18 protein-coding genes are annotated in these 24,835 nt (G+C 70.5%); 8 read left to right on the plus strand and 10 right to left on the minus strand.

Annotated features, from left to right (window positions below):
• The first annotated feature begins 78 nt into the window (after positions 1-78).
• From VZL07_RS19420 to argE, 7 genes are all read left to right on the plus strand, one after another.
• Positions 79-486: a hypothetical protein gene (locus tag VZL07_RS19420; protein WP_426757087.1), complete on the plus strand. Its 408-nt coding sequence runs from the start codon at positions 79-81 to the stop codon at positions 484-486.
• Positions 487-596: 110 nt separating this feature from the next.
• Positions 597-908, plus strand: coding sequence for a hypothetical protein (locus VZL07_RS19425; RefSeq protein ID WP_426757088.1), 312 nt, complete (start codon positions 597-599; stop codon positions 906-908).
• Between the two features lie 121 nt (positions 909-1,029).
• Positions 1,030-1,515: a ferritin gene (locus tag VZL07_RS19430; RefSeq protein WP_426757089.1), complete on the plus strand. Its 486-nt coding sequence runs from the start codon at positions 1,030-1,032 to the stop codon at positions 1,513-1,515.
• Positions 1,516-1,593: 78 nt separating this feature from the next.
• The gene (locus VZL07_RS19435) at positions 1,594-3,084 is read left to right on the plus strand and encodes a hypothetical protein (protein WP_426757090.1); all 1,491 of its coding nucleotides are present in this window, start codon (positions 1,594-1,596) and stop codon (positions 3,082-3,084) included.
• Positions 3,085-3,152: 68 nt separating this feature from the next.
• A complete protein-coding gene (gene hutF / locus VZL07_RS19440) occupies positions 3,153-4,541 on the plus strand; it encodes a formimidoylglutamate deiminase (protein ID WP_426757091.1) in 1,389 nt (462 codons plus the stop codon).
• Between the two features lie 73 nt (positions 4,542-4,614).
• On the plus strand, positions 4,615-6,162 hold the full coding sequence (locus VZL07_RS19445) for a hypothetical protein (RefSeq protein ID WP_426757092.1): 1,548 nt from the start codon (positions 4,615-4,617) through the stop codon (positions 6,160-6,162).
• A gap of 74 nt (positions 6,163-6,236) precedes the next feature.
• Complete coding sequence (argE, locus tag VZL07_RS19450; protein WP_426757093.1) at positions 6,237-7,379, plus strand: acetylornithine deacetylase; 1,143 nt, start codon at positions 6,237-6,239, stop codon at positions 7,377-7,379.
• A gap of 154 nt (positions 7,380-7,533) precedes the next feature.
• Here the strand turns inward: argE and mfd are convergent, their stop codons facing one another.
• Positions 7,534-11,100: a transcription-repair coupling factor gene (gene mfd / locus VZL07_RS19455; RefSeq protein ID WP_426757094.1), complete on the minus strand. Its 3,567-nt coding sequence runs from the start codon at positions 11,098-11,100 to the stop codon at positions 7,534-7,536.
• Positions 11,101-11,371: 271 nt separating this feature from the next.
• On the opposite strand from mfd, the gene VZL07_RS19460 reads away from it, so the two are divergent.
• Positions 11,372-12,811: a PAS domain-containing sensor histidine kinase gene (locus VZL07_RS19460; RefSeq protein ID WP_426757096.1), complete on the plus strand. Its 1,440-nt coding sequence runs from the start codon at positions 11,372-11,374 to the stop codon at positions 12,809-12,811.
• A gap of 18 nt (positions 12,812-12,829) precedes the next feature.
• On the opposite strand, the gene VZL07_RS19465 is transcribed toward VZL07_RS19460, so the two are convergent.
• The 9 genes from VZL07_RS19465 to VZL07_RS19505 form a co-directional block, all read right to left on the minus strand.
• The gene (locus VZL07_RS19465) at positions 12,830-13,147 is read right to left on the minus strand and encodes a hypothetical protein (RefSeq protein ID WP_426757098.1); all 318 of its coding nucleotides are present in this window, start codon (positions 13,145-13,147) and stop codon (positions 12,830-12,832) included.
• A gap of 49 nt (positions 13,148-13,196) precedes the next feature.
• Complete coding sequence (locus tag VZL07_RS19470; protein ID WP_426757100.1) at positions 13,197-13,526, minus strand: c-type cytochrome; 330 nt, start codon at positions 13,524-13,526, stop codon at positions 13,197-13,199.
• A 104-nt stretch (positions 13,527-13,630) separates the two neighbouring features.
• Positions 13,631-14,278: a pilus assembly FimT family protein gene (locus VZL07_RS19475; protein ID WP_426757102.1), complete on the minus strand. Its 648-nt coding sequence runs from the start codon at positions 14,276-14,278 to the stop codon at positions 13,631-13,633.
• Between the two features lies 1 nt (position 14,279).
• Positions 14,280-15,464 (minus strand): PilW family protein, encoded by a 1,185-nt coding sequence (locus tag VZL07_RS19480; protein ID WP_426757103.1) that lies wholly within the window; start codon positions 15,462-15,464, stop codon positions 14,280-14,282.
• A complete protein-coding gene (locus tag VZL07_RS19485) occupies positions 15,461-15,994 on the minus strand; it encodes a type IV pilus modification PilV family protein (RefSeq protein WP_426757104.1) in 534 nt (177 codons plus the stop codon). Before VZL07_RS19485 ends, VZL07_RS19480 begins: the two co-directional genes overlap by 4 nt.
• Positions 15,991-20,364 carry a pilus assembly protein PilY gene (locus VZL07_RS19490; RefSeq protein ID WP_426757106.1) on the minus strand — a complete coding sequence of 1,458 codons (4,374 nt, stop codon included), beginning with the start codon at positions 20,362-20,364 and terminating at the stop codon, positions 15,991-15,993. The genes VZL07_RS19485 and VZL07_RS19490 overlap by 4 nt, the downstream gene beginning before the upstream one ends.
• A gap of 57 nt (positions 20,365-20,421) precedes the next feature.
• Positions 20,422-21,141, minus strand: a complete 720-nt coding sequence (locus tag VZL07_RS19495; protein ID WP_426757107.1) for a hypothetical protein — start codon at positions 21,139-21,141, stop codon at positions 20,422-20,424.
• Between the two features lie 262 nt (positions 21,142-21,403).
• A complete protein-coding gene (locus VZL07_RS19500) occupies positions 21,404-23,110 on the minus strand; it encodes a hypothetical protein (protein ID WP_426757108.1) in 1,707 nt (568 codons plus the stop codon).
• Positions 23,111-23,332: 222 nt separating this feature from the next.
• Positions 23,333-24,676 carry a methyltransferase domain-containing protein gene (locus VZL07_RS19505; RefSeq protein WP_426757109.1) on the minus strand — a complete coding sequence of 448 codons (1,344 nt, stop codon included), beginning with the start codon at positions 24,674-24,676 and terminating at the stop codon, positions 23,333-23,335.
• Positions 24,677-24,835 lie beyond the last annotated feature (159 nt).

The following is a 24,835-nucleotide window of genomic DNA, read 5'->3' on the forward strand; positions in this document are numbered from 1 at the left end:
CAGAAGCCGCACCCGGAGGCTGTTGGGTCCCCGCTGGGGCTGGGTCTATCCTGGGCCCGGACTCAGCGTGGGAGCCCCATGGGCCTGAATCGGGAGTGGCGTCACGGCGAGCAGCACGCGTGGCTCGAGCCGCCAGACATCCTCTGGGCGCGCTTCCGGGGCGCCCTCTCCCTGGAGACGTCGGTCTGGTCGTGCGGCGTCTACCGGGAGCTGGCCAGCACCCAGCGCTTCTACCTGGCCGCGGACATCGCCGGCTCCCACCTCAGCCCGGAGTCGCGCCGGTACCTGGTGGAGCACACGAAGGCCGGCTGGTTTCGCGGCGTCGTCTACATCGGCGCGGGGCTGGAGCAGAAGGCCACCACCAAGAGCCTCATGGTGGGCGCCATGCTGAACGGCGGGCGGCTGGACATGACGTACGTGGACACGGCCGACGAGGCGCGTGCCTGGATTGCCCGGCACCGTGAGGCGGCGGCGCTCACCGGCTGACGGTGCGCGGCACGGGCGGCACACGCGGCCTCCGCAGGGTTCCCAGGCGAGGCGACAGGCGGGCTGCCAACGGTCCGGCGCGTGTGCATCGTCTGTGGCCAGGAGGATGCATGGGTCCGGAAGCCCTTGGCTGGTTCAGTTCGTTCGTCCTGCTGCTGACCATTGGCAAGCAGGTCCATCGGCAGTGGAAGTCTGGCTCGAGCGAGGGCGTGTCCAAGTGGCTCTTCGTCGGGCAGATGACGGCGTCCGTGGGCTTCACCCTCTACAGCTGGATGGTCGGCAACTGGGTCTTCGTGGTGACGAACGCGCTGATGTTGCTGAGCGCCATCGTGGGAATCGTGATTGTCATGAAGCATCGGCGGGCCGCGCGTCAGGGGCGGGCCTCCCAGACGCGGGCCCCTTCCGGTGCCGCGCACGCCTGAGTCCCTGGGTCCTGGCTGTTCGCCTGCCCCAGGAACGAGCGGACGGTGAGGCCCGGAGGTGGGTTGGTTTGCGGGAACAGCCTTCTCACATTGCCCGAGCCCCTTAGCGCTGGAGTTCGACATGGCCGACAAATCCGAAGTGGCCCGGCTGCGCAGCCTGGCCCAGCTCGATGCGGATGCCGTGGGTGCGTACGACGCGGCCCTGGCGCGCATCCCCGAGCCGCTCGTCCGGGAGCGGCTCAACGGGTTCCGAATCGACCACGTGCGCCACGTGCAGGACCTGAACGCCCTCATCCACGAGGCGGGCGGGGCGCCGCTGGAGCTGCGCCTGGACCTCAAGGGCACGGCGATGAAGGGCCTGACGGCGATGTCGAGCCTGATGGGCACCGAGGCCGCGCTGGTGGCCATGCTCGGCAACGAGGAGTTCTCCAACCGGGCCTATGACGTCGCCCTGCGCTTCGACTGGCGCCCCGAGGTCCGGGCGCTCATCGAGAAGCACCGCGAGGACGAGCGGCGCCACGTGATGTGGATTCGCGAGGCGGTCCGGACTCGCCCGTGGGAGCGTGCCGCCGCCTCCGCCGCGGAGGGCTCCGAGGCGCCTGCCTGAGGCGCTCTCAGGGGCCGATATGACCGGGCCACATCCTCGTTTACGCTTCCGCTGGGGTTTTGCGAGGAGACGAGACGAATGCGCTCGGCGGTCTACGCGGCGGTAGTGATTGCGGGCCTGATGACGGGCTGCGCCACCCAACAGGGGAGCACCTTCAGTGACCTCTTCATCCCGGATGGAGAGGCCATCTACGAGCGGCCGCTCGAGGAGATGTGGCCGGAGGTGCGGCAGTACTTCACGGAGAACAACCTGCCTTTCCGCGAAGACCGGGGAAGCATGGTGCTGGAGACGGAGTGGCGCCAGGAGTTCGGCGGCTCGAAGATCTCCGGCTTCTTCCACCGCTACATGGTGCTGGGCAAGCGAGAGTCGCCCACCCAGAGCAAGCTGTGGATCATCCGCATCACCAAGAGCCGCAACAAGGCGCTGGCGCCCCCGGGCCGCGAGCTGGACTGGGGCGTTGCCCGGGTTGTCGGAGACCGGGGGGGAGGCGATACGGCTGTTCCCGGGCTCTCCCCGGAGGACTTCGAGGACTACCTGGACGCGCCGATCGGAGAGAACTCCTTCTTCGCGGAGTCGGGTCAGGGCTCTCGGGACCTCGTCATGGAGTGGCGGGTGTTCCGCACCATCTCGCCCAAGCTGATGAAGGAGGAGAACGCGCCCAAGCCGGTGAAGGTGGCCATGGCGCCCAACGCGAAGGGGGACGTGGCGGCGATGGACTTCGAGTGCGGGCTGCCCATTCTGGGGCTGGGCAAGCACGTGAAGCCGGGCGGGGTGCTGCTGCTGGGGGAGATGCACGGCACGCAGGAGGTGCCGCGCTTCGTGGCGCAGACGTCCTGCCAGACGGCGGTGGCGGGCACACCGGTGACCGTCGGTCTGGAGCTGCCGCTGGAGAGCCAGACGCGAATCGACACCTTCCTGGACAGCGCCGGCGAGGAGCACGACTGGCTGAAGCTGATGGAGGCGCCGTTCTGGCGCAGCCCGTACCCGGATGGGCGCAGCAGCGAGGCGGTGGCGAACATGCTGGAGCAGCTGCGCCAGCTGCGCTCACGTGGCCTGGACGTGGACGTCTTCGTCTTCGACCACCCGACGGCGCACGGTCAGAAGCGTGAGGACGCGATGGCCGCGACGGTGCGGCACCAGGTGGAGTCGGGCCCCAAGCGCTTCCACGTCATCCTGTCGGGCAACATCCACACGCGCACGAAGAAGGGGCTGCCGTGGGACAAGTCCTTCAAGCCGATGGGGATGCTGCTGAAGGACGAGCTGGACAGCGTGGTGGCGCTGGACATGGCGTACAACAGCGGCTCGGCATGGATTTGCGCGGTAGATAGCAAGGGAGTGAAGGACAAGCTGGACTGCGGAATCCGCGAGGCGAAGGGGCGGGACAACGGCGACCGCTTCTTCGTGCACACCTGGGGCGGGACGAATGGGGACGGGTACCACGGTGTCTTCTACGTGGGGCCGGTGAACGCGTCGGCCCCGGCGGTGCACAAGGGGCTGGGGCGTCCGGGCGCGGGGGACAACTCCGCGTCTCCGGTGGAGGACCCGAGCCCGAAGCTCGCGTCGCACTGACGTCTGGCATTCCACGGGGTGCGGCTGCGGCTGCTGCGCGCCCCGTGGCGCTGACGTAAGTTGTCCGCGTGAGCGACATCACTGTCTATCAGCCGGACCTCCTCTACTCGGGTGGCCGGTTCCTCGAAGGGCGCGTCCTCGCGGTGGACGCCGACGGCCGCATCCTGGAGCCGGCCTTGGTGCCCGCGGGCGCACGGACCGTGGCACTGCCGGGCAGGGCCCTGCTGCCAGGGCTCGTCAACGGACACTCCCACGCGTTCCAGCGGCTCATCCGTGGGCGCACGGAGTACGTGGCGTCGGGTCGCGAGGCGGACGACTTCTGGAGCTGGCGCGAGGCGATGTACCGCGCCGCCGAGTCGCTGAGCCCCGAGGACCTCTACGTCGCCTCCCGGCAGGCCTTCGTGGAGATGGCCCTGGCGGGCATCACCACGGTGGGCGAGTTCCACTACGTCCATCATCAGCCAGACGGGACGCCCTACGCGGACCGCAACACGCTGGCGCACGCGGTGATTCGGGCGGCGCGGGATGTGGGCCTGCGCATCTGCCTGCTCCGAGTGGGTTACGCACGCGCGGGCTTTCGCGTGGCGGAGAACCCGCGCCAGCGCCGCTTCATCGACCCTGACGCCGACACGTTCCTGGCCTCGGTGGAGGCACTGGCCCGCGACGTGCGAGGCGACGCGGCGGTCAGCGTGGGGCTTGCGCCGCACAGCGTACGCGCGGTGTCGAGAGAGTGGCTGTCCACGCTGGCGAGCTCGACCGTCAGGCGCCTGCCCATCCACATGCACGTCGCCGAGCAGCCGAAGGAGATCGAGGCCTGTCTCGCGGAGCACGGGCGGAGGCCGGTGGAGCTGCTGGCGGACCTGGGCCTCCTGGGGCCGGGCTTCACGGCGGTGCACGGGGTGCACCTGACGGACGAGGAGGTGGCGCTGCTGGGCGAGTCCTCGACCACGGTGTGCGCGTGTCCTTCCACCGAGCGGAACCTGGGAGATGGCATCGTCCCCGCGGATGCTCTGGTGAAGGCGGGGGCTCGCATCAGCCTGGGCTCGGACAGCCAGGCCACGGTGGACCTGCTGGACGAGGCGCGGCAACTCGAGGGGCATCTGCGGCTGGCCCGCTTACGGCGTGCCGTGCTGGACCCGGGCGGCGGTGCCATGGGTAGCCTGGCCGGGCGGCTGCTGGGCATGGCCACGGTGGATGGGGCGCGCAGTCTGGGGCTGGCCGGTGGTGCCCTGGAGTCCGCGGCACCTGCGGACTTCTTCACGGTGGACCTGAACCATCCATCGCTCGTGGGAGCGCGGCCCGAGTCGCTGCTGTCGGCCATCGTCTTCGGCGCGGAGAAGTCAGCGGTGCGCGAAGTGGTGGTGGGCGGACGCGAGGTGGTTCGCGAGGGCCGCCATGCGCTCGCGGAGGAGAGCGGCCGCGCATTCCAGGCGCTGTCATACGCATTGTACGGCTGAGCAGTACGGCTCCGGCGATATGGCATTGAGGCGCCGATCGTTTCCGCACGGGGTTTGCATCCCGGAGGGGCCGATGCGCTCGATGGTGTACGCGGTGACGATGTCGATGTGCTTGCTGGCGGGCTGCGCGGCCCGTCAGGGAAGCACCTTCAGTGACCTCTTCATCCCGGATGGAGAGGCCATCTACGAGCGGCCCCTGGAAGAAGTCTGGCCAGAGGTGCGGCAGTTCTTCTCGGAGAACAAGCTGCCCTTCAAGGAAGACCGCAGGAGCATGGTGCTGGAGACGGACTGGCGCCAGGAGTTCGGGGGCTCAAAGATTTCGAGCTTCTGGCACCGGTACATGGTGCTGGGCAAGCGGGAGACGCCCACGAAGAGCAAGCTGTGGATCATCCGCATCACCAAGAGCTCCAGCACCGCCCTGAGCCCGCCGGGTCGGGAGATTGACTGGGGGCCCAGCCGTGTCCTCGGAATGGGATTGAGCCCACTCGAGCGAGCAGACGACCAGCTGGCGAGCCAGTTGCAGTCATCGGCAGGGGCAAATGCACTGGATCCGCAGCTTAGCGTCGAGGACTGGGCGGCCCGGTTCGACGAGCCCCGGGGAGAGAACTCCTTCTTCGCGGGCTCCGGTCAGGGCTCTCGGGACCTCGTCATGGAGTGGCGGGTGTTCCGCACCATCTCGCCCAAGCTGATGAAGGAGGAGAACGCGCCCAAGCCGGTGAAGGTGGCCATGGCGCCCAACGCGAAGGGGGACGTGGCGGCGATGGACTTCGAGTGCGGGCTGCCCATTCTGGGGCTGGGCAAGCACGTGAAGCCGGGCGGGGTGCTGCTGCTGGGGGAGATGCACGGCACGCAGGAGGTGCCGCGCTTCGTGGCGCAGACGTCCTGCCAAGTGGCGGTGGCGGGCACGCCGGTGACGGTGGGCCTGGAGCTGCCACTGGAGAGCCAGACGCGAATCGACACCTTCCTGGGCAGCGCCGGCGAGGAGCACGACTGGCTGAAGCTGATGGAGGCGCCGTTCTGGCGCAGCCCGTACCCGGATGGGCGTAGCAGTGAGGCGGTGGCGAACATGCTGGAGCAGCTGCGCCAGCTGCGCTCACGTGGCCTGGACGTGGACGTCTTCGTCTTCGACCACCCGACGGCGCACGGTCAGAAGCGTGAGGACGCGATGGCCGCGACGGTGCGGCACCAGGTGGAGTCGGGCCCCAAGCGCTTCCACGTCATCCTGTCGGGCAACATCCACACGCGCACGAAGAAGGGGCTGCCGTGGGACAAGTCCTTCAAGCCGATGGGGATGCTGCTGAAGGACGAGCTGGACAGCGTGGTGTCGCTGGACATGGCGTACAACAGCGGCTCGGCGTGGATTTGCGCCGTGGACAGCCAGGGGCGGAAGGACAAGCTGGACTGCGGAATCCGCGAGGCGAAGGGGCGAGACAACGGCGACCGCTTCTTCGTGCACACCTGGGGCGGGACGAATGGCGACGGGTACCACGGCGTCTTCTACGTGGGAGCGGTGAACGCCGCGGCCCCGGCGGTGCACAAGGGGCTGGGACGTCCGGGCGCGGGGGACAACTCCGCGTCTCCGCTGGAGGAGGCCGGGCCCCAGCTGGCGTCCGGTCGCTGAGTGCACAAGGGGGAGGGTAGGGCCTTCCGGGGGCTGGCGTGCCGTGGCATGACCGGTCCCTGGAGGTCTTACCCATGAGTGACACGCTGCCCGCGCTGCGGGCCACCCTGACGGAGCTGGTGGCGATGGACACCACGTCCTCGCGCCCCAACGCTCCGCTCATCGACTACGCGCAGGCGCGCCTGGAGGCCGCGGGCTTCAGCGCGGAGCGCCAGAAGTTCACGGACGACGCGGGCGTGGAGAAGGTGAACCTCGTCGCGGTGAAGGGGGGCTCCGGCTCCGACCGTGCCGCGTTGGCCCTGGTGGGCCACTCCGACTGTGTTCCCTTCGACGCCGCATGGACAGACGCGCTGCGGCTCACGGAGAAGGACGGCCGGCTCTATGCGCGAGGCGCGTGTGACACCAAGGGCTTCATCGCCTGCGCGCTGCATGCGGCGCTGAACGCGGAGCAGGTGAAGGCGCCGTTGATGGTGGTGCTGACCGCGGACGAGGAAGTCGGTCTGACGGGGGCCAAGAAGCTGGTGGAGGCGGGGCTGGGCCGTGCGCGGCACGCGATTGTCGGCGAGCCCACGCGCCTCATCCCGGTGCGCGCCAACAAGGGCTACTGCCTGGCGGAGGTGGAGGTGGTGGGGAAGGAGGGGCACAGCGCATACCCGGACTCGGGCGCGTCGGCCATCTTCCGCGCGGGCCGGTTCCTCCAGCGCCTGGAGCACCTGGCGCTGACGGTGCTGCGCGAGGACCGCGACGAGGGCTTCCAGCCGCCCTTCACCACCGTCAACGTGGGCGTCATCCAGGGCGGCAAGGCGAAGAACGTCATCCCCGGCGCCTGCCGCTTCGTCGTGGAGTGGCGGCCCATCCCCGGGCAGCCGCCGGAGCGGGTGTCGCAGTTGCTGGAGACCATCCGCCAGGAGTTGGTGCGCGACGAGCCCGCCTATGAGGCCCACATTCGCGTGGTGCGCACGGACCGTGGGGTGAACACCCGGGCGGACGCGGAGGTGGTGCGCTTCCTCGCGGAGGCCAGCGGCAACGCGCCCGAGACGGTGTCCTTCGGCACGGAGGCGCCGCAGATGACGGAGCTGGGCGCGGAGGCGGTGGTGTTCGGCCCCGGCGACATCCGCGTGGCCCACCAGACGGGGGAGTACGTCCCGGTGGAGGACCTCGTGCGCTGTGAGGCCATCCTGTCGCGCGCCGTCACTCACTTCTGCGGAGGGCGCTGAACCCGCGGTCAATCGACCGGCCTGCGTCGGGCTCCACGGAGCCGCGGCTCGGGCCGCGGCATGGTGCCGTGGCCCTGACTGCCGCGCAGGTGCGGCAGCGCGCTCCGCGGCTGAAGGGCTTCGGCCGCGGAGAGGCCGCCGAGGTATCGGGGAACTACGCCTGCGGCAGCGCGCAGTGGCTCAAGTCCCTCAGCACCTTCTTGGCCTCGGCGATGAGGTCGTGGCCGCTGGCGCCCTGGGGCGCGCGGGCGATGAGCTTCATGTCCGGCGTGAGGCGGTAGACGCCCTGGGAGCGCTGCACCAGGGCCGCCACCTTCGGGCCGTCCAGCAGGGCGTCCGCGCCCAGCGTCACCACCAGCCGGCTGGTGCCCACCTCCAGGCCGCGCAGCCGCAGGTCGCGCATGTCGATTTTCAGCAGCGTTAGCTCGGACAGGTGGTCCACCTCGTCCGGGGCCTCGCCGTAGCGGTCCACCAGCTCCGCGCGCAGGTCCGTCACCTCGTCCGGGTGGCTGGCCTGGCTGAAGCGCTTGTAGAAGACGAGCCGCTGGTGGACGTCGCTGACGTAGTCGTCCGGGATGAGGGCCGGCATGGGCAGCGTGACGTCCGGCTCGATCTGCACCTTGGGCGGCTGGCCCTGCATCTCCGCGACGGCCTCCTCCAGCAGCTGCGCGTACATGTCGAAGCCAATCTCGGCGATGGCGCCCGACTGCTTGTCGCCCAGCAGGTTGCCCGCGCCGCGAATCTCCAGGTCGTGGCTGGCGATGGAGAAGCCCGCGCCCAGCTCGGTGAAGTTCTGCAGCACCTCCAGGCGCCGCTGCGCGTCCTTCGTCACCGCGCGCCGTGAGGGCACCAGCAGGTACGCGTACGCGCGCTCCTTGGAGCGGCCCACGCGCCCGCGGAGCTGGTAGAGCTGCGCCAGGCCGAACTGGTCCGCCCGGTTCACGATCATCGTGTTGGCGCTGGAGATGTCGATGCCGCTCTCGATGATGCTGGTGCACAGCAGCACCTGGTACTTCTTCTCCGTGAAGGCGAGCATCACCTTCTCGAGCTGCCCCTCGCCCATCTGCCCGTGCGCCACGCCGATGGTGACGTGGGGGACGAGCGCCCGCAGCTGCGTCTCGATGGAGGGCAGCGACTCCACGCGGTTGTGGACGAAGAACACCTGCCCGCCGCGCGCCACCTCGCGCTCAATCGCCTCCTTCACCACCTGCTCGTCGTACTTCATCACGAAGGTGCGGATGGCACGGCGGTCCTGCGGCGGCGTGGCGATGATGCTCATGTCGCGCACGCCGGACATGCTCATGTGCAGCGTGCGGGGAATGGGCGTGGCCGTCAGCGTGAGCACGTCAATCTGGGAGCGCCACTTCTTCAGCGACTCCTTCTGCTTCACGCCGAAGCGCTGCTCCTCGTCGACAATCATCAGGCCCAGGTCCTTGAAGGCCACCTCGCCGCCGAGCAGCTTGTGGGTGCCGATGAGGATGTCGACCTTGCCCTCCTTGGCCCGCTTGAGGATTTCCCGCACCTCCGGCGCCTTCTTCAGCCCGGAGATGACCTCCACCGTGACGGGGTAGTCCTTGAAGCGCCTCTTGAAGGACAGGTAGTGCTGCTGCGCCAGCACCGTGGTGGGCACCAGCACCGCCACCTGCTTGCGGTCCAGCGCGGCCTTGAAGGCGGCGCGCATGGCCACCTCCGTCTTGCCGTAGCCCACGTCACCGCAGACGAGCCGGTCCATCGGCTCGGGCTTCTGCATGTCCGCCAGGACGTCTTCAATCGCCTTGGCCTGGTCCGGCGTCTCCTCGAACTCGAAGTCCGCCTCGAACTGGGCGAAGTACCGGTCCGGCGGGCTGAAGGCGTGGCCAGGGTGCGCCTTGCGCGCGGCGGCAATCTGGAGGAGCTCCGCCGCCATCTTGAGCAGCTGTTCCTTGACGCGCTTCTTCGTCTTCTCCCAGCTGGTGGTGCCCAGCTTGTCGAGCTGCACCTGGGAGGGGTCGCCGCCGGAGAACTTCTGGATGAGCCGCATGCGGCCCACCGGCAGGTAGATTTTGTCCCGGCCCGCGTACTCCAGGACGAGGAAGTCCCCGGGCACGCCGTTGACCTCCATCTTCGTCAGGCCCGCGTAGCGGCCGATGCCGAAGTCCGTGTGGACGATGAGGTCGCCTTCCTTCAGGTCCCCGAAGCCGGCGCCGAACGCGTCCAGCTTCTTGCTGCGCCGGGGGCGCCGCCGCGCGCGGACGCCGAAGATTTCCTCGTCCGCCAGCACCGCGAGCCCGCCCGGCCCGTCCACGAAGCCGTGGCTGACCTCGCCCGTGAAGAGGTGCGCGCGGATGGACGGCTCGTAGAGCGACAGGGCGTCCACCAGCGGCTCGGTGTGCACCTTCACCACCACGTTGCGGTCCATCAGCAGCCGCTTCAGCCGGTCCGCCTGGCTCAGCGTGCCGCACGCCACCACGCAGGCCACGCGCAGCTCGCGCCAGCGCTCCAGCCGCTCCACCAGCGGGGACAGCGCGCCCTCCTCGCCATGGTGCGCGAGGATGGCCTCGCGCAGGTCCTGGGTGCTGCCGAAGTTGAAGTGCACCGGCGGGCGCTCGGTCTGCGCCAGCGACAGGCCTCCACCCTCCACCACCCGGAAGGCCCGCATCCGCTGGCCCACGTCCTCGCGGGAGAGGAAGTGCTCCGGCGGCGGGCAGGTCAGCTCCTGCCGCGCCTCGGCGGCGGCATACGCGCGCTCCAGCTCCTCCCACAGCGCGTCCACCGCGCGCTCCTGCCCCAGCGGGTCATCCAGGTAGAAGACGGGCGCCTCGAGGCTCCAGTCGCGCAGGAAGTCGAACACCGTGGACAGCCCACCCTCGAAGAAGCCGGGCAGCAGCCCCTCCAGGCCGAAGCCGGGCAGGCCCTCGCGCAGCGCCTCCAACTGCTCGCGCAGTTTGGTGGTGGGCAGGTTGATGCGGTCGGCCACCGCGCGGGCGGCGGCCTCGGCGCGGGGGCGCGTCTCGTCGGTGAGGAGCACCTCGCGCGCGGGCACCAGGTGCACGTCTTTCAACGCGTCCACCGTGCGCTGGGACTGCGGATCGAAGGCGCGGATGGACTCGATGGTGTCGCCGAAGAACTCCAGGCGGACGGGCTTGTCGTAGAGGGGGCTGAAGACGTCCAGCAGGTCGCCGCGCACGCTGAAGGTGCCCACGTCCTCCACCAGCGGGCTGTTCTGGTAGCCCATGTGCACCAGCCGGCGCGCCAGCGAGTCGCGGTCGAAGTCCTGGCCCACGGCCACTCGCGCGGCCAGCGTGCGCATCACCTCCAGCGGCAGCACGCGGCGGTACAGCGCGCGCACGGACAGCACCAGCGCCGGGAAGCGCGAGCCCTGGCCCAGGTGGAAGAGGGCGCCCAGCCGCTCCGTCACGGCGGCCGCGTCGGGGGACACCTCGTCGTAGGGCAGGACCTCGTCGGCGGGCAGCCGCAGCACACGCGGCTCCAGCAGGCTGCCGTGGCCTCCCAGGAAGAAGGACAGGTCGGCGGCGAGCGCGTCCGCGGCCTCCTCGTCCACCGCGACGCAGACCAGCGGCGCCTTCAGCGTGGCATGCAGGCGAGCGAGCACATGCCCACGTGCCGCCCCCTTGAGCCCTTGCGTGCGGACACGCTGCCCCGCCTCGAGACTGTCGACCACCTGGGCGAATGGGTCGCCCGCCGCACCGCCGTCCTGCGTCTGTGTGAAGGGAGTGTCCATGAGTGGACCTTGAGGGCCCCGGGGTAATTAGGAGCCTCCCCCTGCCAGGTCAACGACGGACCGCGACAGGCGTCTAGATAAACAGGAGAAATCGGAAGCTCTGGTTAGCTCGGTCACTGTTCAGCCACCCCGGGGACCGGTTGGCCGCGCCCCCAGCTGCGGGGTTAGGGTGGTTCACAACGGCAGCATCGGGGGCCACGCCGACATGTCATCTGGCCGTGGAATCAACAGGTGCCTGAGCACGGGGGAAGCGGAAGCCCCGTCGGAGGCGGTGGTCGTCTTGCGGAGCGTCCGCTCCGAGGCCGGCGGCATCGCTGACTTCGAGTGTGTCTCCGCCAACGCACACGCGGAGCGCTGGCTCGGAGGGGAGCCGGGCCGCCTGGTCCATCACCGGCTGCTGGTCGAGGCACCGTGGGCGATTGAAGGCGGCCTGTTCGGCGCATGTGTTCGCGCGGTGACGCGCCGGGTGCCCGAGGTGACGCGCGTGTCGCGGCAGTCGCCCATGGGCACCGTGTGGTTGCAGGCGCGCGTGTCGCCCTGCGACGACGGCGTGGTGCTCTTCCTGGAGGACCTCACCGAGCGCATGGCCGCCGAGGAAGCCCTGCGCAGGGACCATGACCTGTTGAACGCCGTCATCGAGAGCGCCACCGACGCCATCTACGTGAAGGACGTGTCGGGGCGATACATCCTCATCAACCCCGCCACCGCGGAGGCCTTCCACCGGGCGCCTCGCGACATCCTCGGCCGCACGGACGCGGAGTTGCTGGGGGCCGACCGGGCCGCGCCGACCCTGGCGCATGACCGCGAGGTGTTGCGCTCCGGACAGACGGCCACCTACGAGGACGCGGAGGGCGGGCCCGGGACGGACCGCATCTGGCACACCACCAAGGGCGTGCTGCGCCGGGGCGACGGCACCGTGTACGGCCTCTTCGCCATCTGCCGTGACGTCACCGCCCGGCGCCGCCAGGAGCAGGAGCGCGAGGAGGAGGCGCGCTTCCAGGAGCGCTTCATCGGCGTGCTGGGACACGACCTGGGCAACCCGCTGGCGGCGGTGCGGCTGTCCTCCGCGGCGCTGCTGGCCCGGGACTCGCTGCCCCCGGAGGTGCGGCGCGTGGTGGCGCGCATCGACGGGAGCGCCGAGCGGATGGCGCGGCTGGTGAAACAGTTGCTCGACTTCACCCGGGCCCGGATGGCGGGTGGCATCCCCCTGCGCCCCCACGAGGTGTGCATGGAGGACGTGTGCCGCCGCATCATCGCCGAGCTGGAGCCCGCGCATCCGGCGTGCAGCGTCTGTCTGGAGGTGGACGGCGAGTCACGCGGCATCTGGGACGAGGAGCGCCTGGGACAGGTGCTGTCCAACCTGCTGGGCAACGCCCTTCAACACAGCCCGGAGGGCGGCGCGGTGCGGGTGCGGCTGGCCGCGAAGGACCCGTTCTTCCAGCGCGTGGAGGTCCATAACGGCGGGCCGCCCATCCCCGAGTCGCTGCGCCCCCGCCTCTTCTCGCCGTTCCACGGGGTGCCGCCCGAGCCCGGACAGCCGAAGCCGAAGCACCAGGGGCTGGGGTTGGGGCTCTACATCGTGTCGCAAATCGTGACGGCCCACGGAGGCTGGCTGGACGTGGCGTCGTCGGCGGACACGGGGACCTGCTTCTCGGTGACGCTGCCTCGCGTCACCCGGCCGCTCGGAGGGCCGCCGGGCAAGAGCGCGTGAGGCGGGCGCGGCGGACCGCTAGCGCTGCCCGAACTTCACGGCGGCCTGGAGGCGGATGACGTCGGTCAGCGCGCCCGGGTCCACCAGCTCCAGCGCGGCCTGCTGGGACAGGCCCGCATACCGGCGCTTGCGGTACTCCTCCTCGTCCTCCTCACCGCCGCCCTTGTCGCCCTTGTCGTCGCCGCCCTTCCCATCATCCTGGGGGCGGAGGGCCAGCGGCTGTGCTGGAGACAGGCCCTTCTCGATGGACACCGACGAGAGGGCGTCCGCGCGCAGGGAGGTGAACAGGCTGGCCATGGAGAGGCAGAAGACGACGGCGACGGTGAGGTTCTTCATGGGGGGCTCCGTTTCTCTGAGGGGGGGACGCGCGGCTACGAGCGGAAATTCATGGGGCGGACGGCGCCTTCAGGGTGCGGATGAGTCCCACCAGTGCGTCAATCTGCGCCGGGGTGAGCTTGTCCTTGAAGGGCTTCATCTTGCTGTTCCGGGGATCACCGTCGGCAATCACCTTCCGGATGTCGGCGTCCGTCCGGGCCTGCTGCCAGTCCGGGCGGCTCATGTCGCCGATGGACTCCTTCTGCCCCATCTTCGTCTGCGCCTTGCCGTCGATGCCATGGCACGAGGCACACTTCGCCTTCCACACGTCGGCGGTGGTCTCCGCCAGGGCGCTCGGGGAGAGGACCAGGGACAGCAGCAGGACGCACTGCTTCATCATCGACAAGGGCTCCTCGTGGACGGCACACCGGGCCTGGAGGCCCGGGGCCGAGCATACGCCGAAGCCATGGGTTCGCACGCGTGACGGCCGCGGTGGCGCCGCGTCTACTGGCAGCCGTCCGTGGAGGCGTGCTTGTCACAATCCACGGGGCGTACGGCCGCCGTCAGCCGGTCCGCCTCGAACACCAGCGCGGGCTTCCAGTTCGGGGCCTCGGGCGTCCCGTGGTCGCGCAGCAGCACCAGCCGCCTCGTCGAAGGCGGGGTGTCCGCCGGCACGCAGGTCCGCTCGCCCGGCGCCGCGGGCGCGACGACGGGGGAGGCGTCGCCGGTGGCCGGCATCCAGCACAGGCCCACCAGCAGGTTCACGTCGAGCCTGGGGGGAATGACCAGCTCCGGCCCCACCTCCGGGCAGACGCAGCCGCCGACGTCGCAGGCGTTGTCCTGGCACGCCTCCGTGGGGCAGCGGGTGCCCCAGTTGTCCTCGCAGGCCAGCGCCTCCCAGCGCATGCGCGTCACCTGCAGGCCGCCGTCATTCACGACGCGGACGTTCAGCCGTACGGGCTGGTGGGTGGCGCGCGCCTTCTGGCGGGCCTCCTGCATCATCATCACCAGCTCCCGCTGCGCGCCGCTGAGGCGCTGGCGCTCCGTCATGCCCTGGAAGCTGGCGACGGAGAGCGTGGCGAAGATGCCGACCAGGGCCACCACCACCATGACCTCCAGCAGCGTCATGCCGCTGTTTCCTCGAGGATGCATGTCAGTCCTCCGCTCCCACGAAGGCGAAGTTGCGTGGCGCCAGCCGGACGACGGTGTGCCGGCGCTTGTAGCCATCCCGGAGGTTGCCGTCGTCGTCCGTCGCTCCGGGCGCCTCATTCCCCGTCAGCTCGGCGCGCTGCGAGCGCGCGGTGATGGACAGCTCCACCACCCGCACGTGCCGCATCAGCTCGTCGCCCGCGCTGCCCACGCCGCGGTCGGGCGGCGTGGGGACGCCGGCGTCCCAGGTCCAGGTGACGTGCGTGCCGCAGCTCCCTTGCGTGCAGGTGTCCAGCGCGGGCCGCCCCGTGACAGTGTCCGGGAAGAAGCGCGCGGCGTCCGTGGGCGGCGCGGCGGGAGGCACCACGCCCAGGCGGACCCGGAGCAGCTCGACGTCGTGGGACACGGCTTCGTAGGGCTCGGGGCCCGCGGGGCCATCCGCATCCATCTCCAGCACCGGCCTGCCCTCCGGCCAGTTCACCCGGTAGCCGCGGCTGAAGAGGGGGAGGAGGTACATGCCGCCTTCATCCAGCCGCGGCGTGCCGCTCCAGGGCGAGGCGCCCGTCGCGGCGGAGGGGTGGCAGTTGCCCGACGTGGGCGCGGGCCTGTCCGGAAGCCCGGGCGTCCACTCCACGCCGTCAGCCACGAGGTTCGTCACCTTGCCCACGCAGGCCCAGCCCCGGGTGTTGGCCGTGCCCGGGAACACCGCGGCCACGAAGGCGTTGTCCAGGAAGGCGGGCGGCGGACCTCCCAGGCACAGCCTGCCTTCGTACCAGGCCGCGGTCGCGGGAAGGTCGCACTGGACCAGCTTCACCATGCGCGCCGGGTCCGTCTCCCAGACCTCCAGCGCGTCCGACAGCAGCGCGGGGTCGGTCGGCGGAACGAACGAGGGGTCATCCGCGAAGGTCGCCTGGTTGCGGCTCCACACGGCGTAGAACACGTCCGTGTCTCCGCCGGTGAGGGACACGCTGCCAATGCCCGCCCCCGCCCGCTGCACGCCGAACGCCATCAGGTCGCGCGCGGCGCGGCCCGTGTTCTGCGTCTCCATGATGCGCTCCTCCAGCAGGCCCCGCCGCTGGAGGTGGACGCTCACGCCAATGGCGGCGGCCAGGACGACCATGGACAGCGTGGCGGCCACCATCAGCTCGATGAGCGTGAAGCCACGCGGCGTGGAGTGGAGTCGTCTCATGGCGCCATCCGGGTCTGCAGGGCCACCGCGCGGCGGGGCGCATCGGGCTCCTCCCGCCAGCTCACGGTGATTCGGACGTTGACGACCTGGTGCAGGGGAATCGTGCCCCCATGGGGCAGCGCGATGGCGCGGGTGAGCGCGGGCGCGCCCGTCTCACCGCCCTCGAAGGGCGGGTCCACGTCCACGCTCAGGCGGTAGGCCACCTGCGGCGGCGCGTCCGGCAGGGGCGGCGTCTCCGACATGCGGCCGTTGGCGGACCACCACACGTCGCGCCAGGTGTCGTCCAGCTGCTTGATGTTGATGCAGGGGTCGGCCACGGGCTCGCCCACGCAGCGGAGGTTGACCACGCGCTCCAGCTCCTGCTCGGCGATGAGGGTCGCCTGGTTCAGGTTGTTGTTGCGGCGGTTGTGGCGTGACGCGGTGAGCAGCGTGAGCAGGATGCCCAGGATGCCCAGCATGAGCACCGCGGCGGTGGCGGCGGTCTCCAGCAGGCTGAGGCCGCGGGCGTGGCGGCGCCGGTGTGGACTCATGGCACCACCTCCTGGACGCGCGAGCCGGACTGCACGTCCCAGAGGAGGACGCGGGAGCTGCTGCGCGGAGACTCGGAGGTGGGGTTGTTGTACGTGCCGTTGCCCAGCGCGTGCACCTGCCCGTTCTTCACGATGAGCAGGTGGTTGTCATACAGCACCGGCGCGTGCGTGCCGTGTCCGTCCAGCGGCGTGCCGTTGCCGGCGAGCGGCGCGCCCGCGGTGCTGTAGGCGTAGATGTTGCCGCTGGTGGTGCTGTCCAGGTCGCAGGCGCTGGCGGCCCTGCCCACCGCGCTGGTGGTGAAGACGCCGTCCTGCGTGGTGGACACGCCACCCCAGACGACCTGGCCCTCGCCGAGCTCACGCACCCACTCGAGGTGCGCGGGGCAGCTGGCACCGGGACGCGCGGCGGGCACCGGGTCCCGGTCCTCGAAGGCCATCAGGTGGTAGCGGGGGCGGGGGCTGGCCACGTCGTCGGGCTCGTTGGCGATGTCCGGGTTGTTGGCGGTGCCGAAGTACAGCCGCACCCGGCGGTTGCCCCCGTCGGAGACCACCGAGGCGGAGATGCTGGAGAAGATGCGCTGGCTGCGGGGGTTGCTGATGTCGGGAACCTCCTGGGCGTCCGCGACGACACAGGACGCCAGCACCTTGCCCAGCGCCGTGTTCGAGCCGGTGGCCGAGTAGGTGGGGTTGATGCGATAGATCTTCCCCGACGTGGAGGGGACGTAGATGACGTCGACGTTGCCGTCGCCGTTCACGTCCAAGGGGATGGGCTCTCCGCCGACGCCCTCGTTCACGTCCGCGGCGGTGCCCAGCGTGACGACGCCCGCCAGCCGGGCCCTCGCGTTCGAGCCCTGCACCCGCGCGGGCAGGCCCGTCTTGAGGTCCATCAGGTAGACGGTGCCCACCGTGCCGGGCGCGGGGATGTAGTCCGTGGCGAACACGGACACCCACTTCTTGCCGCCGCCCTGTCCGAAGTCCATGCGCACCACGGAAGGCGCGTGCCGTGAGCCATTCGTGTCGGGCCTCGGCGCGGCGCCGGTGAAGTGCCCCACCAGCGGGCTGCAGGCGCCCGCGGTGCTGGTGCAGGGCAGGCCCGTGCTCGTGTGGAAGCGGTCGCGCTTCATGTCGAACTCCCACAGGGGCGCGGGGTAGTTGGAGGCCTCGGGGTTGGTGATGTCGAGCGCGAAGAAGATGCTCTGCTTGGGGCCGGTGGCGCTGGCCAGCACCGTCTTGGCGCCCTCGTTCCAGGTGGTGCTGGGGCGCCAGGCGTCGTCGGTGTCCCGCGGGTCGTGGCCGGTGTCCTCTTCGTAGTCACTGCCCCGCAGGTCGACGTCGGCCACGGACGGCGAGGCGTCCATCGTCGCGCGCTCGGTGGAGTAGTCGTCGTTGGCGCGGCGGTAGTTCTCCACGTAGTAGGGCAGCATCTTGTAGGGCAGGTAGGCGAACAGCTCGCGGCCCTGGCCGTAGTCGTTGCCGCAGCCGCTGGTCCGTCCGAAGTAGCCCTGGTACTCCATGCGGCCGGGGGTGCAGGGGTCATCCCCTGTCTGGAAGAGGCCCGTGCCCAATGCGTGGAGGTAGCCCTGCGTGGTGCCCACGTAGGTCACCGTGCGGCGCCCCGCGATGGCCTCGCTGAAGTTCTGGGTGAACTTCAAGCGCTCCGCTTGCAGGTCGCGCCCCTCGAGCAGCCACGCGGGCACGCTGGGGGGCCCGATGACGGCCGCCGTGGAGAGGTTGACGCCGCCCAGCGGCCAGGTCCGCATCCGGTTGCGCACGGTGGCGGACTGGCGGTCCTCCCAGCCGTAGAGCCAGTCGCGCAGCGCCACCCGGTCATCCGCGGTGCAGCCGTTGCGACCATCCAAATCGTAGAGATAGACGCTGCCGTTGCGGCGCGCGCAGTAGGTGTCGGGGAAGGCCGGGCTGGTGGTGTTGTTGCGCGCCATCAGGTCCTTCACCTCGACGGCCTGGCGCGTCGTGGGGTCGAGGGTGACGAGCCTGCGCTGGTTGAGCGGCTCGCCGGCGCGCGTCTCCAGGTCGGCCATGAGGTCGCGCAGCCACTTGCCGGAGTCCCAGACCTCCGCGGCGGGCGCGTACGGCGCCAGCGTGGCGGGCTCGTAGAGCTTCTTCAGGTAGATGTGGCCGCGGTCGATGGTGTCCGGGCGGTTGTCGTACGTGCGGACGGAGACCTGGTCCACGCCGCCGTCGGCCACCCAGGTGCGTCCGGGCGTCTCGTACACGCCGTGGACCACGGCGTTGGCCATGGGGATGAGCGACGCACGGCCGTACTCGCCGCTGCGCTGCGCCTTGTAGGAGACGTTGATGTTGTGGATGGTGGGCTGGCAGGCCTCGCCGGGGCTCTCCATCACCGCGCGCCAGCACAGCTGCGTTCCCACGCGGCCCTGCTCCAGGAAGTCCTGGAGGACGGCCGTCTCGTTGCGCACGCCGCCGTCGCTGTCCGGGATGGGGACCCGGAGCCAGTTCGGATTCTCGTTGGTGACGTAGGTGGGGTTGGTGGTGTTGCAGGGCTCCTGGCAGACCTTGCAGTCCAGCGCCACCTCGTAGGTGATGTCCGGGTTGAGCCGGCCCGTGCCGCCGTCCGGCAGGGGGACGGGGCGCGAGCACGGCGCGAGGCTGCCGCCGTCCGCCACGTAGTAGGGCTGGTCCTCCACGGTGAACGTCACCTCGGTGATGGTGAAGTCCAGGGAGATGTCCGGGGAGATGTCCGACACCACGTCGGAGCGGTACGAGCCGTTGTTCTGCTTGTTGATGAGGATGACGATGTCGCTGTACGTGCGGTCTCCACCGGCGTTCTGGTCCTCCCAGCCCAGAATCCAGACCAGGGGGTTGTCACGCGGCGCGCCGACCAGCGTGTGCGCCGCGCGGCGGTTGATGGAGTGGACGTCCTGCGTCTGGTCACCCGGGAAGATGACGCGGCCGTAGGCGGGGTCGTTCTCCAGGCGGTTGTAGGCCAGCCCGCCGAGCCAGTCGTAGCGCAGGTTCTTCCCGTCCACCACGAGCGGGTCGGTGCTCTGGTGCAGGTCCAGGTTCAGCGGCGTCTTGGTGAAGAAGACGTTGATGTCGCCATGCATCCACAGGTCGCACTGCACCTGGCGCCCGTCGGTGGTGGGCCGGGTGATGAGGCACGAGTCGGTGGCGGGGCCGTAGACCTGCTCCACGTAGGTCACCAGGAAGAAGACGATTTCGCGCTGGCCCTGGAGCCGGCCCATCTGGACAATCTGGTCCTCTGCCTTGGTGATGGCGGCGGTCGAGCTCTTGCCGGTGATGAGGCGGCCCGCGCTGTCGAAGGCGCTGGCCTTGTAGTCGGGGATGCCGTCCGCGTCGTCCGACGTGTCCCAGGCGGTGCCCGTTCGCGTGAACTGCCCGTTGGAATCCAGCGTCCAGCCCTGCCTCGGCGCGAAGCACTCCGAGGATTCGGACTCATGGCACCTGCTGGAGTCGTCGTCCGTGGAGAGGAAGATGAGGTTGCCGATGCCCTTGTGGCCGTTGAGCGCGTGGCGGGGCTCCAGCAGGTTCGGGATGTGCGGGAACAGGCCCTGGTCGCTGAAGTAGGTGTCGACGCGGCCGCTGGTGACCGCGTACTGCGTCAGGTTGTCCTGCCCGTGATAGGGGTTCCAGGCGAGCAGGTCTCCCGCGAAGTCGCGCACCGCCCGGCCCACCACGCCTCCCGTGCCAGGGCGGTTGGGATAACCGGCGCCGCCCTGCCAGCGTCGCGGCCCATGGTTGGCGGTGTAGCTCCTGCTCGAGTTGCACGGGCCCGTCAGCAGGTCGGGCTCCCTCAGCGTCACCGTCCCCGCGTCGCCCCAGCGCTGGTGGGTGAACGTCCGCCCCGGGCAGCGAGGCTGCTCGCCGACGTAGGGACGGTTGGTGGAGACGTTGTAGAGGTCCTCGTGGAAGTCGAGCACGCCGTTGTTGTTGGTATCGAGCAGGCGGTCGTCGTCCGAGTTGTCGGGCGTGTCGTTGTCATCGATGTACCCGGCGTCGATGAGTTCGTCGTAGTAGAACCAGCCCAGCGTGCTGGAGGCGCCATTGCCCGCGCGGTCATCGACGATGAGCGCGGTGAGCTCCTGCTCGAAGGGCAGGATGATTTTCTCCGGGTTCAGGACGTTGAGGTTGGTGTTGAGGCGCAGCTTGGGCGGGTCGTCGTCCGTGACGATGATGGCGCTGGGAACGCCCGCGTCCTTGCTGAAGTCCGGTTGCTTGTCCTGGTCCGTGGTGTCGATGCAGAGCGCGAGGCTGCTGACGCCGCCATCCGTGCCGCTGCCTCCGCCCGTGCCGCCGTCGGGCCCTTGAGCCAGCACGGCTCCAGCCGCGGCCACCGCCACCGCGGCCACCCAGGTTCGAGTCCAACGCATGATGTCCCCCCTGGCGCCCCGTGCTCCGGGTGCGCCCGATTCATTCCGGTGAAGAAGTCAGAACGTGGGCAGGCCGCTGCCGGAGGTGCCGTTGCCGCGGCACCCCATCTTCGTGCCGTAGCTGCACGAGAGCCCGCCCGGAGTGCTTCCGTGCTCCACGAGTGAGCGGATGATGGTGCGGTACGGCAGGCCAGCGCCCGCTGGCTGGACCTCGCCCACCGATACCAGCCAGATGCGGTTGTTGAGGTCGGTGTTCCGGTCGGCGTCATCGTCATCCTCCACGACGAAGACGCGGAACGAGACGTTGGCCGCCTCCGGATAGGTGCCGATGGCGACGCCCTCCGCGTCGTTGAGCTCGAGCGAGGGCGCCGTCACGGTGTCGTCGATGGCCGTGCCACGCGCCAGCGTGTACGGCGTCTGGGGAATGAGCTCCCGCCAGGGGACGCCGCCCGCGGCGACGTCCGGCAGGCCCGGCTCGTTCACCACCTGCAGCCGTCCCAGGACCTCCTGGGAGTAGTTGCCCGTGGCGCCGGCCACGGGGTTGTTCAGCAGGGCCAGGACGACGGCGCGCCCCTCGGCCATGCCAGCCTCCGCGGCGAAGAGGGCTTCGCGCGAGCGACGTTCATGGGCCTGGAGCGCGCTCTCCGTGCTCACCGCGCGGAGGGACACGAGCACGCCCGCGGTGACGAGGGCGATGAGGCCCAGCGCCAGCAGCAGCGTGAAGCCTCGTCGCGCATGCGGGGCACGCAATGGCTTGCGGGTCGGAGGACAGCGCACCGGGGACTCCTTGCCCTGGAGGGCAGCAGGGAAGCGCAGGTGTCTGTCTCAGCAATCCCCAGGCCCGGCTTCGCGGCGCGCCGGCGCCAATGCATCCGGCCGCTTGGCAATGGCCCCGGGTAAAGCCTGACACGCATGCATGCGACACGGATTGCGGACCTCGCAAAAGTTGCGAGTCAGCGACAAAGTGCGACGCAGTGTGAAGCTCGCCCTGGAGGGCAGGGTGGCGCTGCTTGCGTGACAATCACACGGAGTGTGTTCCTCAGCCCGGCCTGTGAGGCCAGAAGGCGACGTCGCGCCCGGGGGCGTTCAACCAGACGGATTTGAGGAAGCGCACGGCGTTGCCGTCGTCGGTGTCATGCCGGGTGGTGAAGGCATGCGCCGCGCCGAGGAGCAGCAGCGCCACCAGGGCCGCTCCCAGGGCGGGCGGTGCGGGCCACGGCTGGCCGGGCTTCCGCGCGAGGCTCACGTAGGCCCATGCGGCCACGCCCAGCAGCAGGGCCAGCAGCACCGTGCCCGCCACACCGGTGGGCAGGCCGATGAAGGTCAGCGGGCCGGGGGGGAAGTAGCCCGCGCGCAGCAATGGCAGCGCCAGGGCGCCCACGGCGTTGGAGACATCGTCCGGGATGTAGTTGATGAAGGTGGCCACGCCCGTGGCGGTGATGGACACCGCGCACAGCAGCGCGGCGACCCCCAGGGCCCAGGTGCCCCGGTGGGCGGCGCGCAGCCGCTCCAGGCTCAGGCCCGCGGGCAGCAGCAGGAAGGGCACCAGTCCGGTGAGGTGGCGTGGCCCCGTCGTCCAGCCCCACGAGTCGTAGGAGAACGACGAGGTGAAGTACGTGTAGCCGGCCACCAGCGCCAGGCTCAGCCACGCCAGCGCGCGCGCCTCGGAGGACTGGCCGCGGCGGCGCCAGACGAACACCAGCCCGGGCAGCGCGAGCAGCAGGAACGGCGCCAGGGTGAACAGCCCCCGCAGGGGGGAGAAGAAGGACAGCGCGAAGGCTCGCGGGTCCGGGGTGCGGATGCCGAGGAAGCCGCCCAGGTGCCAGGGCTGATAGCCCGCGTCGTTGAGGTACTTGTAGCCACTGGTCAGCGGGTGCCCGAAGGTCACCTGGTGGTACGCCATCAGCGCCACCAGGAAGGGCAGCGCGCCCAGCGTGGCCAGGCCCGCGGCGCGGCCCAGGCGCGCCCAGCGCTCGCGGGCGGGGACGTCCTGGAAGGCGAAGGTGAGCACCGCGTAGAGGACCAGGCCGAGCACGCCGAGCGCGCCGGTGTACTCGGCGGCCACCGTGGCGCCCGCGCAGGCGCCCGCCACCAGATAGCCGCGCTCGCGCCACTCGCCGCGCGCGCAGCGCCACAGCGCGTAGAAGCTCCCGAAGAGCAGCACCGCCGTCGTCTGGTGGCTCATGAAGAGCAGCGAATAGCTGAAGGCCAGCGAGCCCAGCCCGTACGTCACCGTGAGGGCATCCGCGACGAGCGGCTCCAGGTACGTTCGCAGGTAGCGGCGCACGAGCCAGAGCAGGCCCAGCGTGGGCAGCACGGTGAGCAGCAGGCGCGAGAAGAAGACCAGCGGCACCTCCGGCACGGCGTGGCGGTGGCCACCCCCCAGGGCGCGCAGCGTGGCGTAGATGGGCACCGCGGCGAGCGACAGCAGCGGCGCCTTGCTGGGGTAGTACTTGCCGTCCTTCACCGACAGGTCGCCGACCTTGCCGTAGTCCCGCAGCGCGTCGTTGATGTGCAGGGTGCCGTACTCCACCAGCGCGCGCGTCTGCCACAGGCGGCACAGCTCGTTGGGCGAGCGCAGGCCCGGGTGGTAGGGGAACAGCAGCACGTACAGCGCCACCAGGACGGCCCAGACCGCGCGGGGCGCGCCCGCGGTCGAGGGGGCGGGGCGCTCGGACCGGCGCACGGGAGCGGCGTCCGTGGAAGGCGCTGGTTGCGGCTGGGAAGGCGCGGGCGTGCTGTTCATGGGCGGGCCCTGAAGGCGGACAGTGTCGCATCGAGGTGCGGCTGCGACGCAGTGGAGGGGCGGCGGGGCCGGCCCGTGGCATGGCGCCGCGCCGGAGCCACCTGCCCGCCGGTCGACGGCCGCGATGCGCTCGCGAGCCGACGCGTCACGCGCATGGTTCCGCCTCGTGCGGGCGCCATGCGCGCACCGGGTGGGGGCCGCGGCTGGCTCGGCGCCGGTGCCTCACGCGTCGCCACCGGTCGCGCGGGCCACGGCGAAGAGGCTCATGCCCACCGGCAGCTTCACGCGCGACTCCGCCCGCGCAATCAGGGGCGCCAGCGTGTCATAGAGCTTGAGCTGGAGCTTGGGCACCGAGCGGCGCCGCAGCAGGCGGCTGTTGATGAACCAGCCCGGCAGGCCCGCCAGGTTCATCCACTCCAGCGTCTCCACCTGGAAGCCGTTCTCCTCCAGCACCGCGCGCAGCGTGGCGGGCGTGTAGCGGCGGTGGTGGCCCACGGCCTCGTCGATGGCGCCGAAGAGCTGCTGCAGCGCGGGGACGAGGATGACCACCCGGCCGCCCGGCGTCAGAATCTGCCGGAACCGGCGCACGGCGGACGCATCGTCCGGGATGTGCTCCAGCACGTTGGACAGGACGATGGTGTCCAGTCGCTCCGACTTGAGCGACTCCCAGTCCGCCAGGGCCACGTCGGACAGGTAGGGGCGGATGTGCGGCTTGCCGCGGAAGAGGTTCTTCAGCCGGTCCACGTAGAAGCGGTCCACCTCGAGCGCGATGAGCAGCTCCAGGCCGGACTCCAGCTCCCGCGTAATCGTGCCGATGCCGGCGCCAATCTCCAGCACCCGGCGGCCCAGGTGCTCGCGGAAGCGGCGGCCCAGCCACTGGTTGTAGTGGACGGCGCCGTCCATGCGCTCCAGGGTGGTGTAGCCCTCGTGCTGGTTGTCCGCGTCGTCGCGCACGGTGGCATAGCGGACCAGGGTGCGCAGCCGGGACAGGTGCGCCGCGGGCGTCCGGCGGGGCACCGCGCCGGGGGGCAGCGTCACCTCGGTGAGGCGGTACAGCTGCGCGGCCAGCTTCACCACCAGCTCCGCGTCCACCGCGTCGTCGTCGCTGGTGAGCGTGACGGAGCGCAGCGCCTCGGTGCGGAAGGCGCGCAGGCCGGTGAGGGGGTCCGTCAGCGCCACGTCGGTGACGAAGCGGGTGACGTGTCCCAGGGCCCGGTCCGCCAGCAGCTCCGGCGCCAGCCCCTGCGCCGTGCGCAGGCCGAACACGGCGTCCGCGGTGTCCGCCTGGATGGGGGCCACCAGCGCCTCATAGACGTCCTGTGGATACGCGGTGTCCGGGTCCTGGAGCACCGTCACCGCGCCCTTCACCTGGGCCAGCGCGGCGCGGATGGCTGCTCCCTTGCCACCGGGCGCGTGGAGCACGTGCACGTTGGGGGCAGCGGCGTTGACGGAGCCCTCGCCGGCGAGGACAGCCTCGGCGCCGGGGGGCAGCGCCTGGGCGAAGCGCGAGACGGCGTCCGCGGTGTCGGGCGAGAAGGGGAGGACGAAGGAAAGCGGTGGCGTCACGCCGGGCTGAGTAGCACAGGCTGCGCACGCATGCGCGTGGCGCGTCCCCTGAGCGTGGATGGAGGGCATCCAGGCGACCGCGGAACGATGGACAACCCCGATGGGACGCGGCACGCTCGTCGCGCTTCCCAATGGTGTGGGTGAAGGTCGGCCGGTGGC

It is taken from the genome of Pseudomyxococcus flavus, assembly GCF_050038885.1.
Taxonomy (GTDB): domain Bacteria; phylum Myxococcota; class Myxococcia; order Myxococcales; family Myxococcaceae; genus Myxococcus; species Myxococcus flavus.

Excerpts from the sequence above, each read along its gene's own strand:
- VZL07_RS19420 (WP_426757087.1), top strand. The coding sequence starts at position 79 with ATGGGCCTGAATCGGGAGTGGCGTCACGGCGAGCAGCACGCGTGGCTC.
- VZL07_RS19425 (WP_426757088.1), top strand. The coding sequence starts at position 597 with ATGGGTCCGGAAGCCCTTGGCTGGTTCAGTTCGTTCGTCCTGCTGCTG.
- VZL07_RS19430 (WP_426757089.1), top strand. The coding sequence starts at position 1,030 with ATGGCCGACAAATCCGAAGTGGCCCGGCTGCGCAGCCTGGCCCAGCTC.
- VZL07_RS19435 (WP_426757090.1), top strand. The coding sequence starts at position 1,594 with ATGCGCTCGGCGGTCTACGCGGCGGTAGTGATTGCGGGCCTGATGACG.
- VZL07_RS19445 (WP_426757092.1), top strand. The coding sequence starts at position 4,615 with ATGCGCTCGATGGTGTACGCGGTGACGATGTCGATGTGCTTGCTGGCG.
- argE (WP_426757093.1), top strand. The coding sequence starts at position 6,237 with ATGAGTGACACGCTGCCCGCGCTGCGGGCCACCCTGACGGAGCTGGTG.
- mfd (WP_426757094.1), bottom strand. The coding sequence starts at position 11,100 with ATGGACACTCCCTTCACACAGACGCAGGACGGCGGTGCGGCGGGCGAC.
- VZL07_RS19465 (WP_426757098.1), bottom strand. The coding sequence starts at position 13,147 with ATGAAGAACCTCACCGTCGCCGTCGTCTTCTGCCTCTCCATGGCCAGC.
- VZL07_RS19470 (WP_426757100.1), bottom strand. The coding sequence starts at position 13,526 with ATGATGAAGCAGTGCGTCCTGCTGCTGTCCCTGGTCCTCTCCCCGAGC.
- VZL07_RS19475 (WP_426757102.1), bottom strand. The coding sequence starts at position 14,278 with ATGCATCCTCGAGGAAACAGCGGCATGACGCTGCTGGAGGTCATGGTG.
- VZL07_RS19480 (WP_426757103.1), bottom strand. The coding sequence starts at position 15,464 with ATGAGACGACTCCACTCCACGCCGCGTGGCTTCACGCTCATCGAGCTG.
- VZL07_RS19485 (WP_426757104.1), bottom strand. The coding sequence starts at position 15,994 with ATGAGTCCACACCGGCGCCGCCACGCCCGCGGCCTCAGCCTGCTGGAG.
- VZL07_RS19490 (WP_426757106.1), bottom strand. The coding sequence starts at position 20,364 with ATGCGTTGGACTCGAACCTGGGTGGCCGCGGTGGCGGTGGCCGCGGCT.
- VZL07_RS19500 (WP_426757108.1), bottom strand. The coding sequence starts at position 23,110 with ATGAACAGCACGCCCGCGCCTTCCCAGCCGCAACCAGCGCCTTCCACG.